The sequence below is a fragment of the Prevotella melaninogenica genome (assembly GCF_018127925.1).
GTDB classification, from domain to species: Bacteria; Bacteroidota; Bacteroidia; order Bacteroidales; family Bacteroidaceae; genus Prevotella; species Prevotella melaninogenica_C.
In genome coordinates this window covers 566,747-583,329 of the sequence record NZ_CP072347.1, presented here as the reverse complement: position 1 = coordinate 583,329, position 16,583 = coordinate 566,747, and the positions used below count along the sequence as shown (strand labels likewise).

13 protein-coding genes are annotated in these 16,583 nt (G+C 42.5%); 4 read left to right on the top strand and 9 right to left on the bottom strand.

Going from position 1 to position 16,583, the window contains the following annotated elements:
- The first annotated feature begins 152 nt into the window (after positions 1-152).
- Positions 153-2,168, top strand: coding sequence for a transketolase family protein (locus J4861_RS02150; protein WP_211816523.1), 2,016 nt, complete (start codon positions 153-155; stop codon positions 2,166-2,168).
- A gap of 64 nt (positions 2,169-2,232) precedes the next feature.
- Positions 2,233-2,679, top strand: a complete 447-nt coding sequence (rpiB, locus tag J4861_RS02145; RefSeq protein WP_004360642.1) for a ribose 5-phosphate isomerase B — start codon at positions 2,233-2,235, stop codon at positions 2,677-2,679.
- 939 nt (positions 2,680-3,618) lie between these two features.
- On the opposite strand, the gene pyk is transcribed toward rpiB, so the two are convergent.
- The 4 genes from pyk to dinB form a co-directional block, all read right to left on the bottom strand.
- Positions 3,619-5,082, bottom strand: coding sequence for a pyruvate kinase (gene pyk / locus J4861_RS02140; RefSeq protein WP_211816522.1), 1,464 nt, complete (start codon positions 5,080-5,082; stop codon positions 3,619-3,621).
- A gap of 20 nt (positions 5,083-5,102) precedes the next feature.
- Entirely contained in the window at positions 5,103-5,447 is a 345-nt protein-coding gene (locus tag J4861_RS13335; RefSeq protein ID WP_044046026.1) for a hypothetical protein, read from the bottom strand.
- 22 nt (positions 5,448-5,469) lie between these two features.
- A complete protein-coding gene (locus tag J4861_RS02130; protein WP_211816521.1) occupies positions 5,470-6,213 on the bottom strand; it encodes a hypothetical protein in 744 nt (247 codons plus the stop codon).
- A gap of 355 nt (positions 6,214-6,568) precedes the next feature.
- Positions 6,569-7,669 carry a DNA polymerase IV gene (gene dinB, locus J4861_RS02125; protein WP_211816520.1) on the bottom strand — a complete coding sequence of 367 codons (1,101 nt, stop codon included), beginning with the start codon at positions 7,667-7,669 and terminating at the stop codon, positions 6,569-6,571.
- Positions 7,670-7,819: 150 nt separating this feature from the next.
- Between dinB and J4861_RS02120 the strand changes: the two genes are divergently transcribed.
- Together J4861_RS02120 and J4861_RS02115 are read left to right on the top strand one after the other, a co-directional pair.
- Positions 7,820-8,440: a sugar transferase gene (locus J4861_RS02120; RefSeq protein ID WP_211816519.1), complete on the top strand. Its 621-nt coding sequence runs from the start codon at positions 7,820-7,822 to the stop codon at positions 8,438-8,440.
- Positions 8,441-8,448: 8 nt separating this feature from the next.
- Complete coding sequence (locus J4861_RS02115; protein ID WP_211816518.1) at positions 8,449-11,082, top strand: SLBB domain-containing protein; 2,634 nt, start codon at positions 8,449-8,451, stop codon at positions 11,080-11,082.
- A gap of 350 nt (positions 11,083-11,432) precedes the next feature.
- On the opposite strand, the gene J4861_RS02110 is transcribed toward J4861_RS02115, so the two are convergent.
- The 5 genes from J4861_RS02110 to J4861_RS02090 are packed head-to-tail and all read right to left on the bottom strand — an operon-like array spanning position 11,433 to position 16,558.
- Entirely contained in the window at positions 11,433-12,299 is an 867-nt protein-coding gene (locus J4861_RS02110) for an alpha-1,2-fucosyltransferase (RefSeq protein WP_211816517.1), read from the bottom strand.
- A complete protein-coding gene (locus J4861_RS02105; RefSeq protein WP_211816516.1) occupies positions 12,296-13,075 on the bottom strand; it encodes a glycosyltransferase family 2 protein in 780 nt (259 codons plus the stop codon). The genes J4861_RS02110 and J4861_RS02105 overlap by 4 nt, the downstream gene beginning before the upstream one ends.
- The gene (locus J4861_RS02100) at positions 13,041-14,189 is read right to left on the bottom strand and encodes a ligase (protein ID WP_211816515.1); all 1,149 of its coding nucleotides are present in this window, start codon (positions 14,187-14,189) and stop codon (positions 13,041-13,043) included. The genes J4861_RS02105 and J4861_RS02100 overlap by 35 nt, the downstream gene beginning before the upstream one ends.
- Positions 14,189-15,445, bottom strand: coding sequence for an oligosaccharide flippase family protein (locus tag J4861_RS02095; protein ID WP_249110799.1), 1,257 nt, complete (start codon positions 15,443-15,445; stop codon positions 14,189-14,191). The genes J4861_RS02100 and J4861_RS02095 overlap by 1 nt, the downstream gene beginning before the upstream one ends.
- Positions 15,446-15,505: 60 nt before the next feature.
- On the bottom strand, positions 15,506-16,558 hold the full coding sequence (locus J4861_RS02090; protein WP_211816513.1) for a chain-length determining protein: 1,053 nt from the start codon (positions 16,556-16,558) through the stop codon (positions 15,506-15,508).
- Positions 16,559-16,583 lie beyond the last annotated feature (25 nt).

The following is a 16,583-nucleotide window of genomic DNA, read 5'->3' as shown; positions in this document are numbered from 1 at the left end:
ATAAAACAACCACTCATCAACCAATCGGAGCAAAGCAAATACTAAGCTTTAGGCATTTTTGAATATTTTGGGGAAAATAGTAAGTTTATTATTTTGATGTCTCCATATTTATCTTTATATTTGCATTATAATTTCAAAAATCCTATCTATTTATGAATGACAAGCATTTGATGGACCAAGCAGCGGATAACATCAGAATTCTCGCAGTGTCAATGGTTGAAAAAGCTAAATCAGGACACCCTGGTGGCGCTATGGGCGGTGCCGACTTTATCAACGTTCTCTTCTCTGAATTTCTCGTCTTTGACCCAGATCAGCCTGAGTGGGCAGGACGTGACCGATTCTATCTCGACCCAGGTCACATGTCACCAATGCTCTATGCAGCGTTAACACTCCAGAGAAAGTTCACAATTGACGATATAAAGCAATTCCGTCAGTGGGGTTCAATCACACCAGGTCATCCAGAGAGGGATATCGCACATGGCATAGAGAACTCTTCTGGTCCACTTGGACAAGGCCATGCCTACGCTGCCGGTGCAGCAGTTGCTGAGAAATTCCTTGAAGCACGACTTGGTCATACCATGATGCAACACAAGATTTATGCCTTTATCTCTGACGGTGGTGTCCAAGAAGGTATTAGTGCAGAGGTAGGACGATTGGCAGGAAACTTAGGACTCAACAATCTTATTATGTTCTATGACGCTAATAACATTCAGCTTTCTACTGAGTGTGAAGTGGTTATGGACGAAGATACTGGCATGAAATATCGTGCTTGGGGTTGGAATGTGTTGGAGATTGATGGCAATAATCCAGACGCTATCCGTGAAGCACTTGTAGCTGCTAACAAGGAAGAAAGCCGCCCTACGCTTATCATCGGTAGGACTATTATGGCGAAAGGAGCATTGCAGGCTGACGGTAGTAGCTACGAAAACAGCATTAAAACACATGGCGCACCATTGGGTGGTGATGCCTATAGAAATACAGTAAAGAATCTTGGTGGTGACTTAGAAGACCCATTCAAGATTTTCCCAGAGGTTCAGAAGCTTTATGATGACCGTGCAGCAGAACTCAGAAAGATTGTTGCTGAGCGTCATGCAGCTGAAGCACAATGGGGAAAAGAGAATCCTGAGAAGGCAGCACAGATGCGTGAGTGGTTCTCTGGCAAGGCTCCAAAGATTGACTGGAGTGGCCTTGTACAGAAGCGCGACATTCCTACACGTAATGGTTCTGCAGCTTGTCTCGGTGTTATCGCAGAGCAAGTTCCTAACATGATTGTATCATCAGCCGACCTCAGCAACTCTGATAAGACAGATGGATTCCTTAACAAGACACACGCACTCACACGTGATGACTTCAGCGGAGCCTTCTTCCAGGCTGGTGTTAGCGAGTTGGCAATGGCATGTATGTGTATCGGTATGATGCTTCATGGTGGTGTCATCACTGCTATGGGAACCTTCTTCGTGTTCTCAGACTATATGAAACCGGCTATTCGTATGGCTGCTCTCATGCAGACTCCAGTTAAGTTTGTATGGAGTCATGACGCTTTCCGCGTTGGTGAGGATGGTCCTACACACGAGCCAGTAGAGCAAGAAGCACAGATTCGATTGATGGAGAAGTTGCAAAACCACGCTGGACAAGACTCTGTTCGTGTGCTTCGTCCTGCCGATAGTGATGCTGCAACCGTTTGCTGGCAGATGGCTATGGAGAACATGGATACGCCAACAGCACTCATCTTCTCACGTCAGAATGTGAAGAGTCTACCAGAGGGAACAGACTATCAGCAGACTCGTAAGGGTGCATACATCGTAACAGGCTCTGACGAGCAGTTTGATGTTATCCTCGTTGCAAGTGGTTCTGAGGTTTCTACCTGCGTTGCTGGAGCTGAGTTGTTGCGTAAGGACGGAGTGAAGGTACGTGTTGTAAGCGCACCATCAGAGGGTCTCTTCCGCCGTCAGAGTAAGGAGTATCAGGAGCAGATTCTGCCAAGAGAAGCTAAGATTTTCGGTCTAACAGCAGGTTTGCCAGTGACTATCGAGGGCTTAGTTGGTGCCAATGGAAAGGTATTCGGTCTTAACAGCTTCGGTTTCTCAGCACCTTACACAGTCTTGGATGAGAAGTTAGGCTTCACTCCAGAGAATGTATATAAGCAAGTAAAAGCATTTTTAGCATAAACGTTTAACCTGAGTCTCTAAGTTCATCACCGAAGGCGGAGGCTCATAAAAACCTAAACAGCTTATGGAAATTAAGACAGTAGGAGTTGCCTGCGACCACGCGGGCTATCCATTAAAGCAGTTCGTTATCCAGTATTTGGAAGAGCACAAGTATGCATATAAGGACTTTGGCTGTAATAGCGATTTAAGTTGCGACTATCCTGACTATGCTCACCCATTGGCTGAAGCCATTGAGAGTGGTGAAGTTTATCCTGGTATCGCTATCTGTGGTAGCGGTGAGGGTATGGCAATTGCACTTAACAAGCACCAAGGTGTACGCGCAGGTTTGGTATGGAACAAGGACGTTGCAGAGTTGACTCGTCAACATAATGATGCAAATGTTGCTGTACTTCCTGGCAGATTTATCGATAATAAGACAGCAGAAAAGATTCTCGATGCGTTCTTCAAAGCAAGCTTCGAGGGTGGCAGACACGAGCGTCGTGTTAAGAAGATTCCTGTTCAACAGGGCTAATCATAGCTTTGTCTGATTGAATAAGACAAACAAAAGACAAATAATTAAGGTGTTCAGAGGATTCTGGACACCTTTCTTTTTTATCGTCATTCATGCCAATTCGGTAGGAAGAAACCTACACAGCCATATTCATTCATATTATTCATTAGCTTCTACCCCTCTCTTATTTTATTGTTGCACATGATATTTGCCCGTACAACAGGCATATCAGTCTATATCAAGGTAGAAAAAACCTCCTTCAACTCCGTTCCTCTGTGTGAAATTTACCCCTCAAAAACAAAGAAATATATTGACAAAATCTTTAAAGAAAAGGTAAGGAAATAGCTTAAAAGTGAGTCAATTTAACGCTACTGTAACTATTTTGTTATCAAGTAGTTGCGAAGTAGGCTTTCAAAAGGTGCTTAATTGGACTCCAAAAGAGCGTTAGTAAGACTTTAAAAGGGCACCTTTTGCAAGCCAATTAGGCGTTATTTGCAAGCCATTTGGTGATCTTTAAAAAATCAGTATGTGAAAAAATCGAACAAAATAGGATTCATCCGGAGTTTGAATGAATAGGTTTTGTCTTTACGTTTAGCACTTTAATCCCACTCGTTTATTAGACCACAATAGACCGATTTCAGTTTAAGAGATAAAAAACAGAGCAACTCTAAGTTTCTGACTGTAAACTTAGAATTGCTCTGCATGCCGTATTATATGATAGCTTTAGCTTATCACTCCATATCTCGGAGGAACCTTATTTGTCTCAATAACAAAGATGTAGCAGACTATATCAAGCTAAAAAGCGAGATAAAGTGCCAATAAGAACATGATAGAAGTTGGGAGACCATACCACACATAGTAGTAATAATGCGTATTGTAATCTACTAATTAGTTTGGCTTAAATAGCCCCCACGCCTTCAATTTTACTTCATGTGACATTCACGCTGTGAGAAAACAGGGTTATTCCCCGTCCTCATCCGTGTTCACTTCTTCAGGGAGATGGAAGCGATACTTGCGTGCAAAGACATCACCCACCTTGTTAATCTCAAGGAAGGTAGTGCCACCACCTACGCCAAACGTACCAGAAAGATAAGCAATCTTATCCTCTAACTCAATGTAACCCTTCTGACGAAGCATGCGCAAGGCAGCTGTAAACATCTCCTCATTTGACTTATAACGATGCTGATAAACTGCAATAACACCGTAGCTAAGGTTCAGCCAACGCTGTACCTTATCCTTGTAGCAGATAGCCAACACTGGGTGTGGACCACGGAAAGCAGCAAGATTACGAGCAGTCTGACCTGTCTCGCTATCGGTGATAATACCCTTTACACCCAACTGTTCAGTAGCCTCGATAGCACTTCTTGACAAGAACTCACGCTGATCATTCTGGTTGACCATCGGAACAGTTACATGTCCACGCTTATGTGCATCCTGCTCCGCTGCTTCAGCAATACGAGCCATTGTCTGTACAGCCTCAACAGGATACTTACCACTTGCTGTCTCACCACTCAACATCAACGCATCAGTGTGGCTATAGATAGCATTCGCAATGTCAGTAACCTCAGCACGCGTAGGACGAGGATTGTTAATCATCGTGTGTAACATCTGAGTAGCCACGATAACAGGCTTCTTCTTCAAGATACACTTATTGATAATGCTACGCTGAATACCAGGAATCTGCTCGATAGGCACCTCGATACCCAAGTCACCACGTGCAATCATGATACCGTATGAAGCATCGATAATCTCGTCGATATTGTCTACACCCTCTTGATTCTCAATCTTTGAGATAATCTTAATATCAGAGTTATGCTCGTCAAGAATCTTCTGAACCTCAAGAACATCAGCTGCTGAACGAACAAAAGAGTGAGCGATAAAGTCGATATCCTCCTCTATTGCCAACAAAATATTAGCCTTATCCTTCTCTGTTAAGGCAGGAAGTTCAATATGTTCACCAGGTACATTCACACTCTTGTGTGAGCCAAGATCACCTTCATTCTGCACCTGTGCGACTAACATTGGACCTGCACTCTCAACGATCAGCATATCCAATGCACCGTCATCAAAGAGAACGTGGTCGCCAACCTTCACATCACGAGCGAAGTCAGGGTAAGAAACATTGATAATATCCTTTGTTGAATCAACATCAGGACGACCGAATATCTTAACCATATCACCCACCTTATACTGGATAGGCTCAGCCACAGCTGTAGTTCTCACCTCTGGTCCCTTCGTATCAATCAGTAAAGCCAAGTGCTGAGACACAGCACGTGTATTGCGAATAATCTCCTTAATACCTTCAGGAGTTGCATGTGCCGTATTCATACGTACGACATTCATACCTGAGAAGAAAAGCTTTCTGAGGAAGTCAACATCACAGCGACGGTCGCTAATAGAACATACTATCTTTGTCTGTTTCATAAAATTGAGTGTGTTATTGTTTAATTTGACATTGCTGAGAAAATAATATATAAGAGTGATGACATGAGAATAACGAACAACAAGAAGCCAACAAAGATGATGGTTACTTTCTTTCCCAGTCCGCCCTTCGATGTCTTTTTATCCATCGCAGGTCTGACTTGTCCTTGCGTGTTATCCCTTTCCACTTGTACATGGTTCACAGTGGCAGTTGTCTCAGCAGCACTACCACTTGGAGCACCCATCTGCGGGGTTGCAACCGTCATACTCTCACCACAATAGGGGCAATTACATCTTAGCGTATTACCACCCTCCGACTCTATTACAAAGGGACGATGACAATGTTTACAGGCTATCTGAAATTGCATTTAAACCTCCTTTCGTCTGTTATTATCTTACGTCGTCAATGAGAATATGCCCATCTTGCGATAGCACTTTCACCTGACGATATTCCGTTTCACCATCTTGCGACAGTCTCACTTTATACCAATTATCATCAATAGCATCAACCTTGAGGTTGCGCTGAAGTTGATTAAAGTCTGGCTCTGAAGCCGTGTTTCCAAAGGCACCCCACCATACAGTCGCCTCATCAACATCATAGTCATAAGAGCCTTGAGTGCCAAAAACCATTCGATGACAGTAATCTGTGAGGTAACGACTGTAGAAGTCTGCATCCGCATCCTCCGTAAGAACAGCTTTCTTATAGAATGACTCTAAGAATCTGCAGATACTCTTTCGCTTATCATCCTGTCGCTGTGCCTCAGCTTCTTGCGCCTCTATCTGCGCACGAACCTGCATCATAGAGTCAGCGTGTGCCTTGCGTTGCGCTTGAAGTTCCTGCTGAGCAGCTTCCTTCTGGTTGTTCCAATAGATGTAGCCAAAGACTGCCAAGCCTCCTAAGATGAGAACTATCAAGATAGTAAGCAAGACTTTCAGTGTAGAACCAGAGTCTTTCTGCTCTCCTTGCCCCATGATAGGTTGTTGTACAGAAGGGGTAACAGGACTTGCCAATGTAGGCAAGTTGACAAGCAATGACTGTCCACAATAAGGACAATTGCAATGTATTTTATCATTGCCATCGGCCGTAATCATAAACGTGCGATTGCATTTATTACAAGTTACATTATATTGCATATGCTACCACTTCTTAAGAACAATGATTAGTGAGGACAAAGGGTTAACAACATCCCTAATAGTCTAACACGGTTTATCTTGTGCAAAATTAATAATTTTCTTCCATATTTGGAAATGTTTTAAGCAATAATATAAGGTCAATTTTACGAACAAATGCGAAACTTATAATATAAAACTCTACAATAAGAAACTACTATCTACACTGCGTTTAGGGCTTAGCACCACTGGTGTTTAGCCTTAGCACACGATGTGCGGAGCATCAGCACACGATGTGCGCAGTATCCCTACCCCACTTAAAGATAAGGAAGAAGGAGCGTTAAGTTCACCATTGTAAATAGAAGATAGTACAAGACGATTACGTAACAAAGTCATTTTCTTTAAAAGGAAGCAATCCTTCTATCCATTGAGGGCGTATTTGTCCTTCTTTTTCGTTCGTTTCGGGCAAAGAAACAGAGAGTCCCATCAAGCGGATAGGGCGATTCTTATAGTCCGTATCTTTTAATAATTGCTTGGCAAGAGGAAGGATATCATCTTTCGTTCGGAGGATTCTGTCCTGTGTAAGACTGCGTGTTATCTGCGTTGTAGCATCCCACTTCAGTTTTAGTGTGAGGGTTCTACCCTTAAAATCTTTCGCTTTGATTCGTTCAACTAACTCCAAAGTGATGTGATAGAGTTCGATGATTATCTTCGATTCGATATGTAAATCTTCAAGAAAAGTACGTTCACAGCCCACAGACTTACGCTCATAGGAAACGATGACAGGACGATTGTCAATGCCACGTGAGAAATCATAATAGACATTACCCATCTTACCAAACACCTGCACAAGGTGTTCTCGCGATATTTGTCGCAGTTGCTCTCCCGTAAAGATACCCATACTATGCATTCGCTCAGCCGTCTTTGGACCAACGCCCCATAGCTTCTCAACAGGGAGTTTACCGATAAAATCAAGCGCACGGTCGGGATGTACCGTGAAGAGTCCATTTGGCTTGCGCATATCAGAGGCTATCTTAGCCAATAGTTTATTGTAGCTTATTCCTGCAGAGGCAGTTAGCGAGGTACGCTCGAATATCTTTTGCTTGATTTCTTTCGCTATATCGACAGCCAGTTCTATTCCTTTTTTATTCTCTGAAACATCAAGGAACGCCTCATCCAATGAGATTGGCTCAACCAAATCGGTGTATTCATGAAAGACAGCATGAATCTGTCGTGACACTTCTTTGTATCTATCGAAATGTGAAGAGACAACGATCAGTTGCGGACAACGCCTTTTCGCCTGCGCCATTGACATGGCAGAATGAACGCCAAAGGGACGAGCCTCGTAGCTGGCAGTCGACACCACGCCACGTGGACCATCGAAACCGACAGCGATAGGCTTCCCTCTCAGTTCTGGATTGTCCCTTTGCTCAACCGAAGCAAAGAAAGCATCCATGTCAATGTGAATAATTTTACGCATGATAGCACCCTATTCTCTATGCAAAGATACGGCTAAGATGTGGAAAGATAAGGATTTTTGATTAATAAATAAATAAAAAAGCGTATCTTTGCAACAAAATAACGAAAATAGAGTTATAATAACTATACGGATCAAAGTACGAATAACCAAATGAGAGAAAACGAGAGTCATGATGGCATGGGAAAGCTTCAACGCTGTTTGAAGCGTGCTTTTGACATTGTTGGTGCGCTCATAGGACTTATCATCTGCTCTCCTCTATTTCTCCTCATCAGTATTCTTATTACTTATCAAAGCAATGGACCCATCATCTTCCGACAGATACGTATCGGATATAAAGGACGTCCGTTTGCTATCTTTAAGTTTCGTACAATGAGCAGTGTTGTGGAGGAAGAGGGTCCGCAACTTGTTGCAAAATGTGACAGTTCGAACTCTACTCGATTGGAACAGTTCCTGCGTGGGCATCACTTAGACGAACTACCACAGCTATGGAATGTGCTCAGAGGTGACATGTCGTTCGTGGGTCCGCGCCCTGAACGTAAGTTCTTTATCGACAAGATTATCGAACAGACCAACCGCTATCAACTCATCTATCAGATGCGACCGGGGCTTACTTCTGAGGCAACACTCTACAATGGTTATACCGATACGATGGAGAAAATGCTCCGACGAATGGAGATGGACATCCATTACTTGGAACATCGCACCTTGTGGTTGGACTTTACCATCGTCATTAAGACGGTTCTAAAAATTGTTACTGGAAAGAAATTCTAAACAGAAAGATGAAGAAATATATTCTATTTGTATTACTCGCATTATGTTCTTTGAACGGTTTTGCACAGTCGTCTATGACGGATACGCAGGTAATGGACTTCGTGCAGAAGGAGCACAAGAAAGGTACTCCACAAGCGCAGATTGTCACCAAGCTCATGCAGAGTGGTGTAGACATCTCGCAGATACGCCGCGTGAGAAACATATACGAAAAGATGCAGAAGGGAAATGCTGCTTTCGGAGCCGCAAAAGAGAGTACAACAACGGATCGTAGTCGTACAAATAACGGACAGACAAGTCCTACTTCTGCCCCAGGAAAGAGCAAACGACAAATCGCTGATGCGACACTCGATGATTACAATAACAACGAGCAGGAGATAAACAGATACTCAGAGGGACGTATCTCGGCTAATCGTTCGTGGACAAACACCTACGATGAGAACGATGGTGAGTACCTGAAGATGCAGGCTGAGATGAATGATTGGATGCCACAGGACACTGCTGCAATGTATGAAAACCTACTGAAGCAGCTGAGTCGTAACCGAAAGAAGGTCTGGGGACGTGACATCTTTAATAATAAGAGTCTTTCTTTTGAACCAAACATGAACATGGCGCTGCCTCGCAACTACCGTATTGGTCCCGGTGATGCTGTGTTTATCGATGTATATGGTGCTTCACAAAAGTCTTACCAGACAACGGTTGCCCCTGATGGTTACGTCACCTTGGAGGGTTTCGGTCCTGTTCAGGTGAGTGGATTGACTGTAGATCAGGCGAACAACCGTATCCGTGAGAAGATTGGTAAGCGTTTTAGTAGTTCGAACATACGCCTCTCTGTTGGTCAGACCCATACCATCATGGTGAATGTTGTGGGTGAAGTGAAGACCCCAGGTACCTATACACTGTCAGCTTTTGCCACTGTTTTCAACGCACTTTACATGGCTGGCGGTATCGGTGACTTAGGAACACTGCGTAATATCAAGGTTTATAGAGGAGGAACACTCATCACTACGGTTGACGTATACGACTTCCTTCGTCGCGGTCATCTGAGTGGTAATGTGCGCTTGGCTGATAACGACGTCATCGTTGTGGGTCCTTACGAGATGCTTGCACAGATTAGCGGTAAGGTGAAACGCCCAATGTTCTATGAGATGAAACGTGGCGAAAGCCTTGGAACACTCATCGGTTATGCAGGTGGATTTGCTGGTGATGCCTATACACGTTCGGTACGTGTACGCAGAAAGACGGGTCGCCAGTATTCTATCTTCAATGTTAATGAGTTTGACATGCGCAACTTCCGTGTTGCTGACGAAGACTCTATCAGTGTAGACTCGGTTATTCCAAGATACGAAAACATGGTTGAAATCAAGGGAGCCGTGTTCCGTCCGGGTATGTATGAGGTTGGTGGACGCATCAATAGCGTACGCGGTTTGATTGAAGCTGCAGACGGATTGACAGAGGTGGCATTTGCTCCACACGCCGTTTTACACCGCAAGAAGGCTGACCGCACATTAGAGGTTATCTCGGTAGATGTGGACGGAATCCTTACGGGTCGTGTGGCTGACATCCCTATACAAAATGAAGATGTACTCTTCATCCCTACACGTACGGATGCACAGGAGCAACGAACCATAACCATTCATGGTGAAGTTCTCTATCCAGGTATCTATCAATACGCTGATAATGAGTCGTTAGAAGACTTCATCCTGCAAGCTGGAGGTCTGAAACAGAGTGCCTCTACGGTGAGAGTAGATGTGTCACGTCGTATCACAAACCCACAAGCACTGACGCCAGACTCTATCATCGCCCGCACCTACTCCTTCTCTCTACGTGACGGCTTTGTCATCGATGGTGCGCCAGGTTTCGTTCTTGAACCTTACGATGAGGTGTATGTACGTAAGAGTCCGGGTACAACCAATCAGCAGAATGTTAGTATTGAAGGTGAGGTTGTGTTTGCTGGAAACTACACACTGACCTCAAGAAAGATGCGCCTAAGCGACATTTATAAGGCTGCAGGTGGTGCAACAGAATTAGGATATATCAAAGGTGCGCGCTTAGAGCGTCGCCCTACTCCATCCGAACGCATACGAATGGAGAATATCTATAAGGTGCAGTTGGAACAGCAACATAAGAACATGGTAAACTTAGCTGTGAAAACTAAGGATGCAGGTGTTCTTCAAGCAATACAAGAAAATAACAAGAAGTTAGAGGAGAAGTTCAAAGTTCCTGATGTATACCCAGTTGGTATCGAGTTAGATAAGGCGATAGCTAATCCAGGAAGTGATGCCGACATCGTCCTTCGTGAGGGCGATCACATCGTCATTCCACAATACAATGGAACCGTTAAGATTAACGGTGCGGTTATGTTCCCTAACTCTGTCGGTTATGTTGAGGGCAAGAGCGTTGCTTACTATATCGATCAGGCTGGTGGTTTCGCCAGTGATGCGAAAAAAAGCAACACCTATATTCTCTACATGAACGGCATGTTAGCAAAGGTTGGCCACAATGCTAAGGTTCGTCCAGGTTGCGAAATTATCGTTCCAACAAAGATACAAAGCAAGATGAGCCTTGCTGAAACCCTCAGCGTCGGTTCAAGTGCTGCCAGCATCGCAGCCGTCATTGCTACGATTGCAAACTTGCTGAAGTAAGGAATTATCTCTGTCAACAAGACTGTAGACAGTGTTTTGGAGTAAATAAAAAAGAAGTTAGGTCAATGCAATTTGTACTGACCTAACTTCTTTTTTATTAAAACCGCACGATGAATATCACCTGTATAAAATCATTTTATACCATCTATTAAACTCGTGTTGGTGCCCCGCACATTTCGTGTTCATACTTCGCACCATTGGTGCGGAGCACTTATAGCCTCACAATAGAGTACAAAAAGGGAATGAATTGGTGGTCGGGAAAGCGTTACACTAACCATTCCCATAGTCTAAAAGAGTTTTAGCAGAAGAAAATATGCTATTCTATTCGTATCAGACAGCAGTAAAAGAATTTAGATTTTAATCCATGATGCTGGCAAAGTGAAATGACATTCTTCCATATTCAACCATTTCTTAGGTGCAATAACCACCTTTTCACGATTCTGATTGAGCCATGCACCCCACCACGAAAAGGAAGAATTTGCGATGATATTATGCGCACAACACGACATCAACTGCATATCTCGGTAACTCTCAACACCTGTATTCCATGTCACATAGACTACTGGAGCTTTCAGATACGGCTGAAGATGCTGCTGACACCATGCGATGTCGTTACTAAAGATACAAAACAGTGAGGGCGTAACATGAGCGCACATCTTCTCAATGGCAGTACGATAATAGTCGAGGTCACAGATACCTTGATAAAGATTATTACCAACATAATCTCCTCGTCTTACGTGTAACGCAACGCTGTTTTCATCTAATTTCTCTAACAAAGATAGGTTTTCCGTGCGCTTAAAAGCAGGAAAAGTAAAGGCTTTCAACACCTTCTCGCGATATGCGGCAAAGTATCTTTCGTCCTGCCAATAGCCATCAAAGTATCTGTTTCCTTCTCTCGTCAACACCGATTCATCAAAACGAAGCGTAGAACTTTCCAAACACATACCCCTACGACGTGGGAGTAGGCGTTTGCCAATACGCCATAAAAGATAATTAGGATAGTAATAGGCAATGCGCATAATGTCAGTAGCTGAAGCCTTCTGAGCCGCTACAGAAAAGATGTTCTCCAGTTCGAAACCATTATGCAGATGGTAGCCGTGGAAACTAAAAAGGTCGAGTGCCACACGCTCCTTGGGAAAAGACTCCTGCAAGGAGAGGTATAAAGCATACTGGAACATCTGATTGCCCAAGCCACCTAATATCTTTACTATCTTCATTTGCGGATGAGTTTCTTTATTATACCCTTTAAATCATAGAGCATAACCATTTTATTGATGAATAAGCAACATCTTAATAGAGAATGACACTTATACTTTACGTTGAGAATAGCTATGTCTTTCACCTCTGATTGTTTCACATCTATCTGATTTGTAATCTTATCCTCATGGTCGTTAAAAGAGTTGATATGAAGATGATCTAAGAACTTTCTGCGCTTCCCCTTCAGTAGACGGTAATACCAATCAACATCAACAAGCCAGTTAAGGCGGTTGTCAAAGTCTGTAATATGCGCTCGCTTAAAAGCAACACAGGAACAAGGACCAATGACATTACAAAGGAAAAGAAGGGAAGGACAGCCTATAAAGCCTTTCATCACAGCCTCTGAGAACATATTGGACTTTAATATTCCACCATTAAAAACCTTTACACGGCTCACAAGTACGTCATATCCCTTTTGGAATTGTACGTTTAGAGAAGTCAGATAATTGTCTTCTTCGAAAGCCTCATCATGGTGTAATACAATAACATACTTACCACTTGCTAACTGTAAACCATGATTCCAATTACTCACTGCGCCTGCTGAGGGCACATGATGTCGATAAATAAGAATGGGATTATTAAGCGAAGACACGTAATCCTCTATAGACGAATCAGTGGAATCATCTACTACAACAACCTCATAGTCCTTAAAATCCTGCTTACAGACAGAACTGTACGCACTCTTAAAAAGGTCGAGATTATTATACGTCGGTATTACTATCGTGAATGTCTTCATTCAATTCTTTTTTACAAGCTGTTTCATTGATTACATACCAACTCAATAACAATAATGCAAAGGTATAGGTATTATCGAAGCTTCCACCCCAAAAGAGGTCCAAAGTTAAACCGATAAACAGTCCTAACTCTACTGAATAACGTCGGTATGCCTTATATCTCAACAATGTTTTGACAATACTTACGAGGAAGAATAACAAGACAATGACACCAAAACTATAACCAAGTGTCAAGATACAAGACTCTGTCACGCCATTGGCTATCAAATGAGAAGGTGTACTAAAGTCTTGGTTTTCATCCAAATGGATATTGAAGAATCCATGTCCTATCCATGGGTCTTTTGCTATCTCTTTTAAGAAATGGAACCAAATAAACGCTCGATAGAAGTTGCTTAGATTAGAGAACATCGTGACAAGTGTTGCCATAAACACTATGACAATACTTGAAACATACAGTCCAACCATCATAATCTTACTTCTGTACAAACGCAGATAATACATCGTTGCAACGACCGCACCGATGATAAGATAGCGATACGAACCTGACAAAATGAGGTTACCCACCATTGAGGCAAGCCCTATGTAAAAGACAAGTTTATTCACCTTCTTCTGGTTGAGCATATAACAAGCACTCACAAAGGTGATACTTCCTGAATATAAAGCATTACCCTTAAAGCCTGGGAAACGTGCAAGTGCTTCACCAGGGCGCACTGGTGGCAGTTCAGTCCAGGGTACATTCACACCGACAAGGAACAAGAGATTCGTTCCAAAGTCAAGAATAAAGATGATAAAAACGAAGATACGCAACGCTTCCAAGCACATCTTCTTATCTTTAACACCTAAGAGAAGAATACAAAGGAAGTAGAATTGTCCCCAATAAGCTATGTTCCATGGCTTCAGACCATTGCATAACGCAAAGTAAAAACCGACTCCCAAGGAGAGACAGATGAATAAAAAGAAGATTGGGGTATATCTCAGACTACGTAGAAAGGTGGTAGGTGAGAATATCATTAACAGCGAAAGGGCGAACAGTCCCATTGGAACAATGCCTGTACCCAGTATCTGTGTAAGGAAAAGAAAGAGTGCAAATAAGATATAACGAACCTTCTCTGACATCACTTTACCTCCTTCCTAACAACAATGATGGTGTACACCAAAAACATAAAGAAGGACACTACATAAGAGACTAATACTGCCATTGATAGGCCATTAGCCCCATCTCCTCTCATACAAAGATAATAAGAGCATCCAACCATTAGCAAAGCCCAAACAATATTGATAGCAAAGCATTGCCACATCTTACCAAGACTATATACTGCCATCTCAAGAACATTAGCCAATGCAGAGAAGATTGTAGATATAGCGAGTATCTGAACAGGTACAGAATTGTCATAAGTAGCACCGTACAGTCGCATGATAAAACCACCGAAGAGCATTACACCAATAGATAATAACAAAGCCGTAATGCCTACAATGAGCATATTATACTTCAAAGTAGATACAAAGGAGGTCTTTTCCTTATGTAAACTGGATAGGATTGGCAGGACTATCTGACTGAAGGCTGTGGGAACAAACAAGATAATAACTTTCCACTGGTCAGCCGCTTCGAAGACTGCAAGTTCCTGAAAGCCCTCTGCACGCACAAGTATTGAGCGTATCAACCAGAACGAAGGGGTGATAAGTAATGCCGACAAAGCTGCTGGAAGGCTATAAGTATATAAGATAGAGAAGTCCTTTAAATGGAGTTTCTTTATGCTTAACTTCTTTATATGAATAGCTGAGAAGTTCTTATTGATAGAAAGATGATTCGTAACAAATATCAAGATGAATCCCATTCCAAAACCAAGAATAGCTCCATTAACACCAAAATAATATGCTCCAAGAATCGTTAAAACCGATTCTAAGACACTTCCCAACAATGTATTGATAGCGATTGCCTTGAAGTTTTCAAAGCCCATCAATGCTCCATTCTGTACACCATTGATGATAGAAAAGAACAATAACACCGCACCTATACGTACTGGCAGGACAATACTTGGATGGTGAAGGATGTTATTAGCTATAAACGGTGCGCCTAACAGTATCAGGATTGCCGTTATGATGGCCATTAAAAGTCCAAAGTAGTTCGTTGCAGCATAGACAGCAGGAATCTTATCAGCCTGCTTCTCCCTGTATTCTGCTATATACTTAGTTGACGTAACACCTAATCCTGCAGAGCCAAGCACAATAAACATATTAATCGTAGAGCGCACCATAGAGAACTCTCCGTATGCTTCTTTCTGCAAAATATGGGCACAGATGATACCAACGAGTAAGGTAAGGAACTTCGCTAAAGCCGTTCCAGTGAACGACCACACCAGCCCTTGCCCCATTCTTCGTGATATAGAATATGAGTTTATACGCGTTATGATATCCTTCACTCTAATCATCAACTATTCACCCTTTGCTCCACCAAACAATAACGAGAAGTTACAAATAACGAATGTAACCATCATACTCAGGAAAACAACAATAAAAACAAATGCCATTCGCTTTGGTCCTGCAGGCTTAACAGGTACAGAGGCACTCTGAACTATTGTAAAAGAAGGAGTATGCTCTTGCAACTTTGCCTGTGCATTTTGCAGCTGTGTGCTCAACGCACTATAAGCATTAAACTTCAACTGCATATCATTCTCCAAGTCATCACGTTGTGACTGAAGCTCTTGTAAGATAACATCTTGATTGGCATCAGAGAAGGTTGCATACTTCTGACGTGCGTCCTCATACTTCTTCTTTGCCTCTGCGACCAACTTTGTATAATACTTCACGTCATTCTTCATCTTGTTTGTTTTATAGTTGGTGATGAAGTCCTGCAGTTTAGCTCGTACCGAATCAGCAATCGTAGCACTAATCAATGGGTCTTGATCTTCCACTGAAATCGTTATCAATCCAGTCTTAATATCAATGTCACATGCAATACTATTCTTTATACTCGTGAAGATTTCGTCTTGCTTTTTATTAAGCATAAACGGATTAATAGAGTCTATTTTGCTTGTAAGACTGTCTTTATCGCTAAACTTCTTTCCAATCCATCCTATCGCTTTAGCGTATGGCGACTCTTTCTGATGATTATAAAGATAATCGTAGTAATTGGTTTTTACCGAACCATCTTTTGTCTCTACAGGAATCTGTAGCAGACTCTTAATAAACTCATTTGACTTCATCAGGTCTGGATAAAGACTTGGCTGTAAGGCATTGGCAGAAGCAACATCGCCAAGATCCACACCAAAGGAAGACGCAATAGAACTCAACTTACCTCCGTTCTCGGTATTATCCATCTCTGGAGCAAGTGATATATCGCACTTATAATAGCGTGGAACAGGTAGAATCACTAAGATTGATCCTACCAAAGCAACAACAAATACGATAACGTATCGTAACAAGTCATGCTTAAGTTTTTTGAGAAAGGAAACTACTGCAACTTTCTCTTTCTTATTGTCTTCCATTGAAACTATATTTAATTCTGTATTT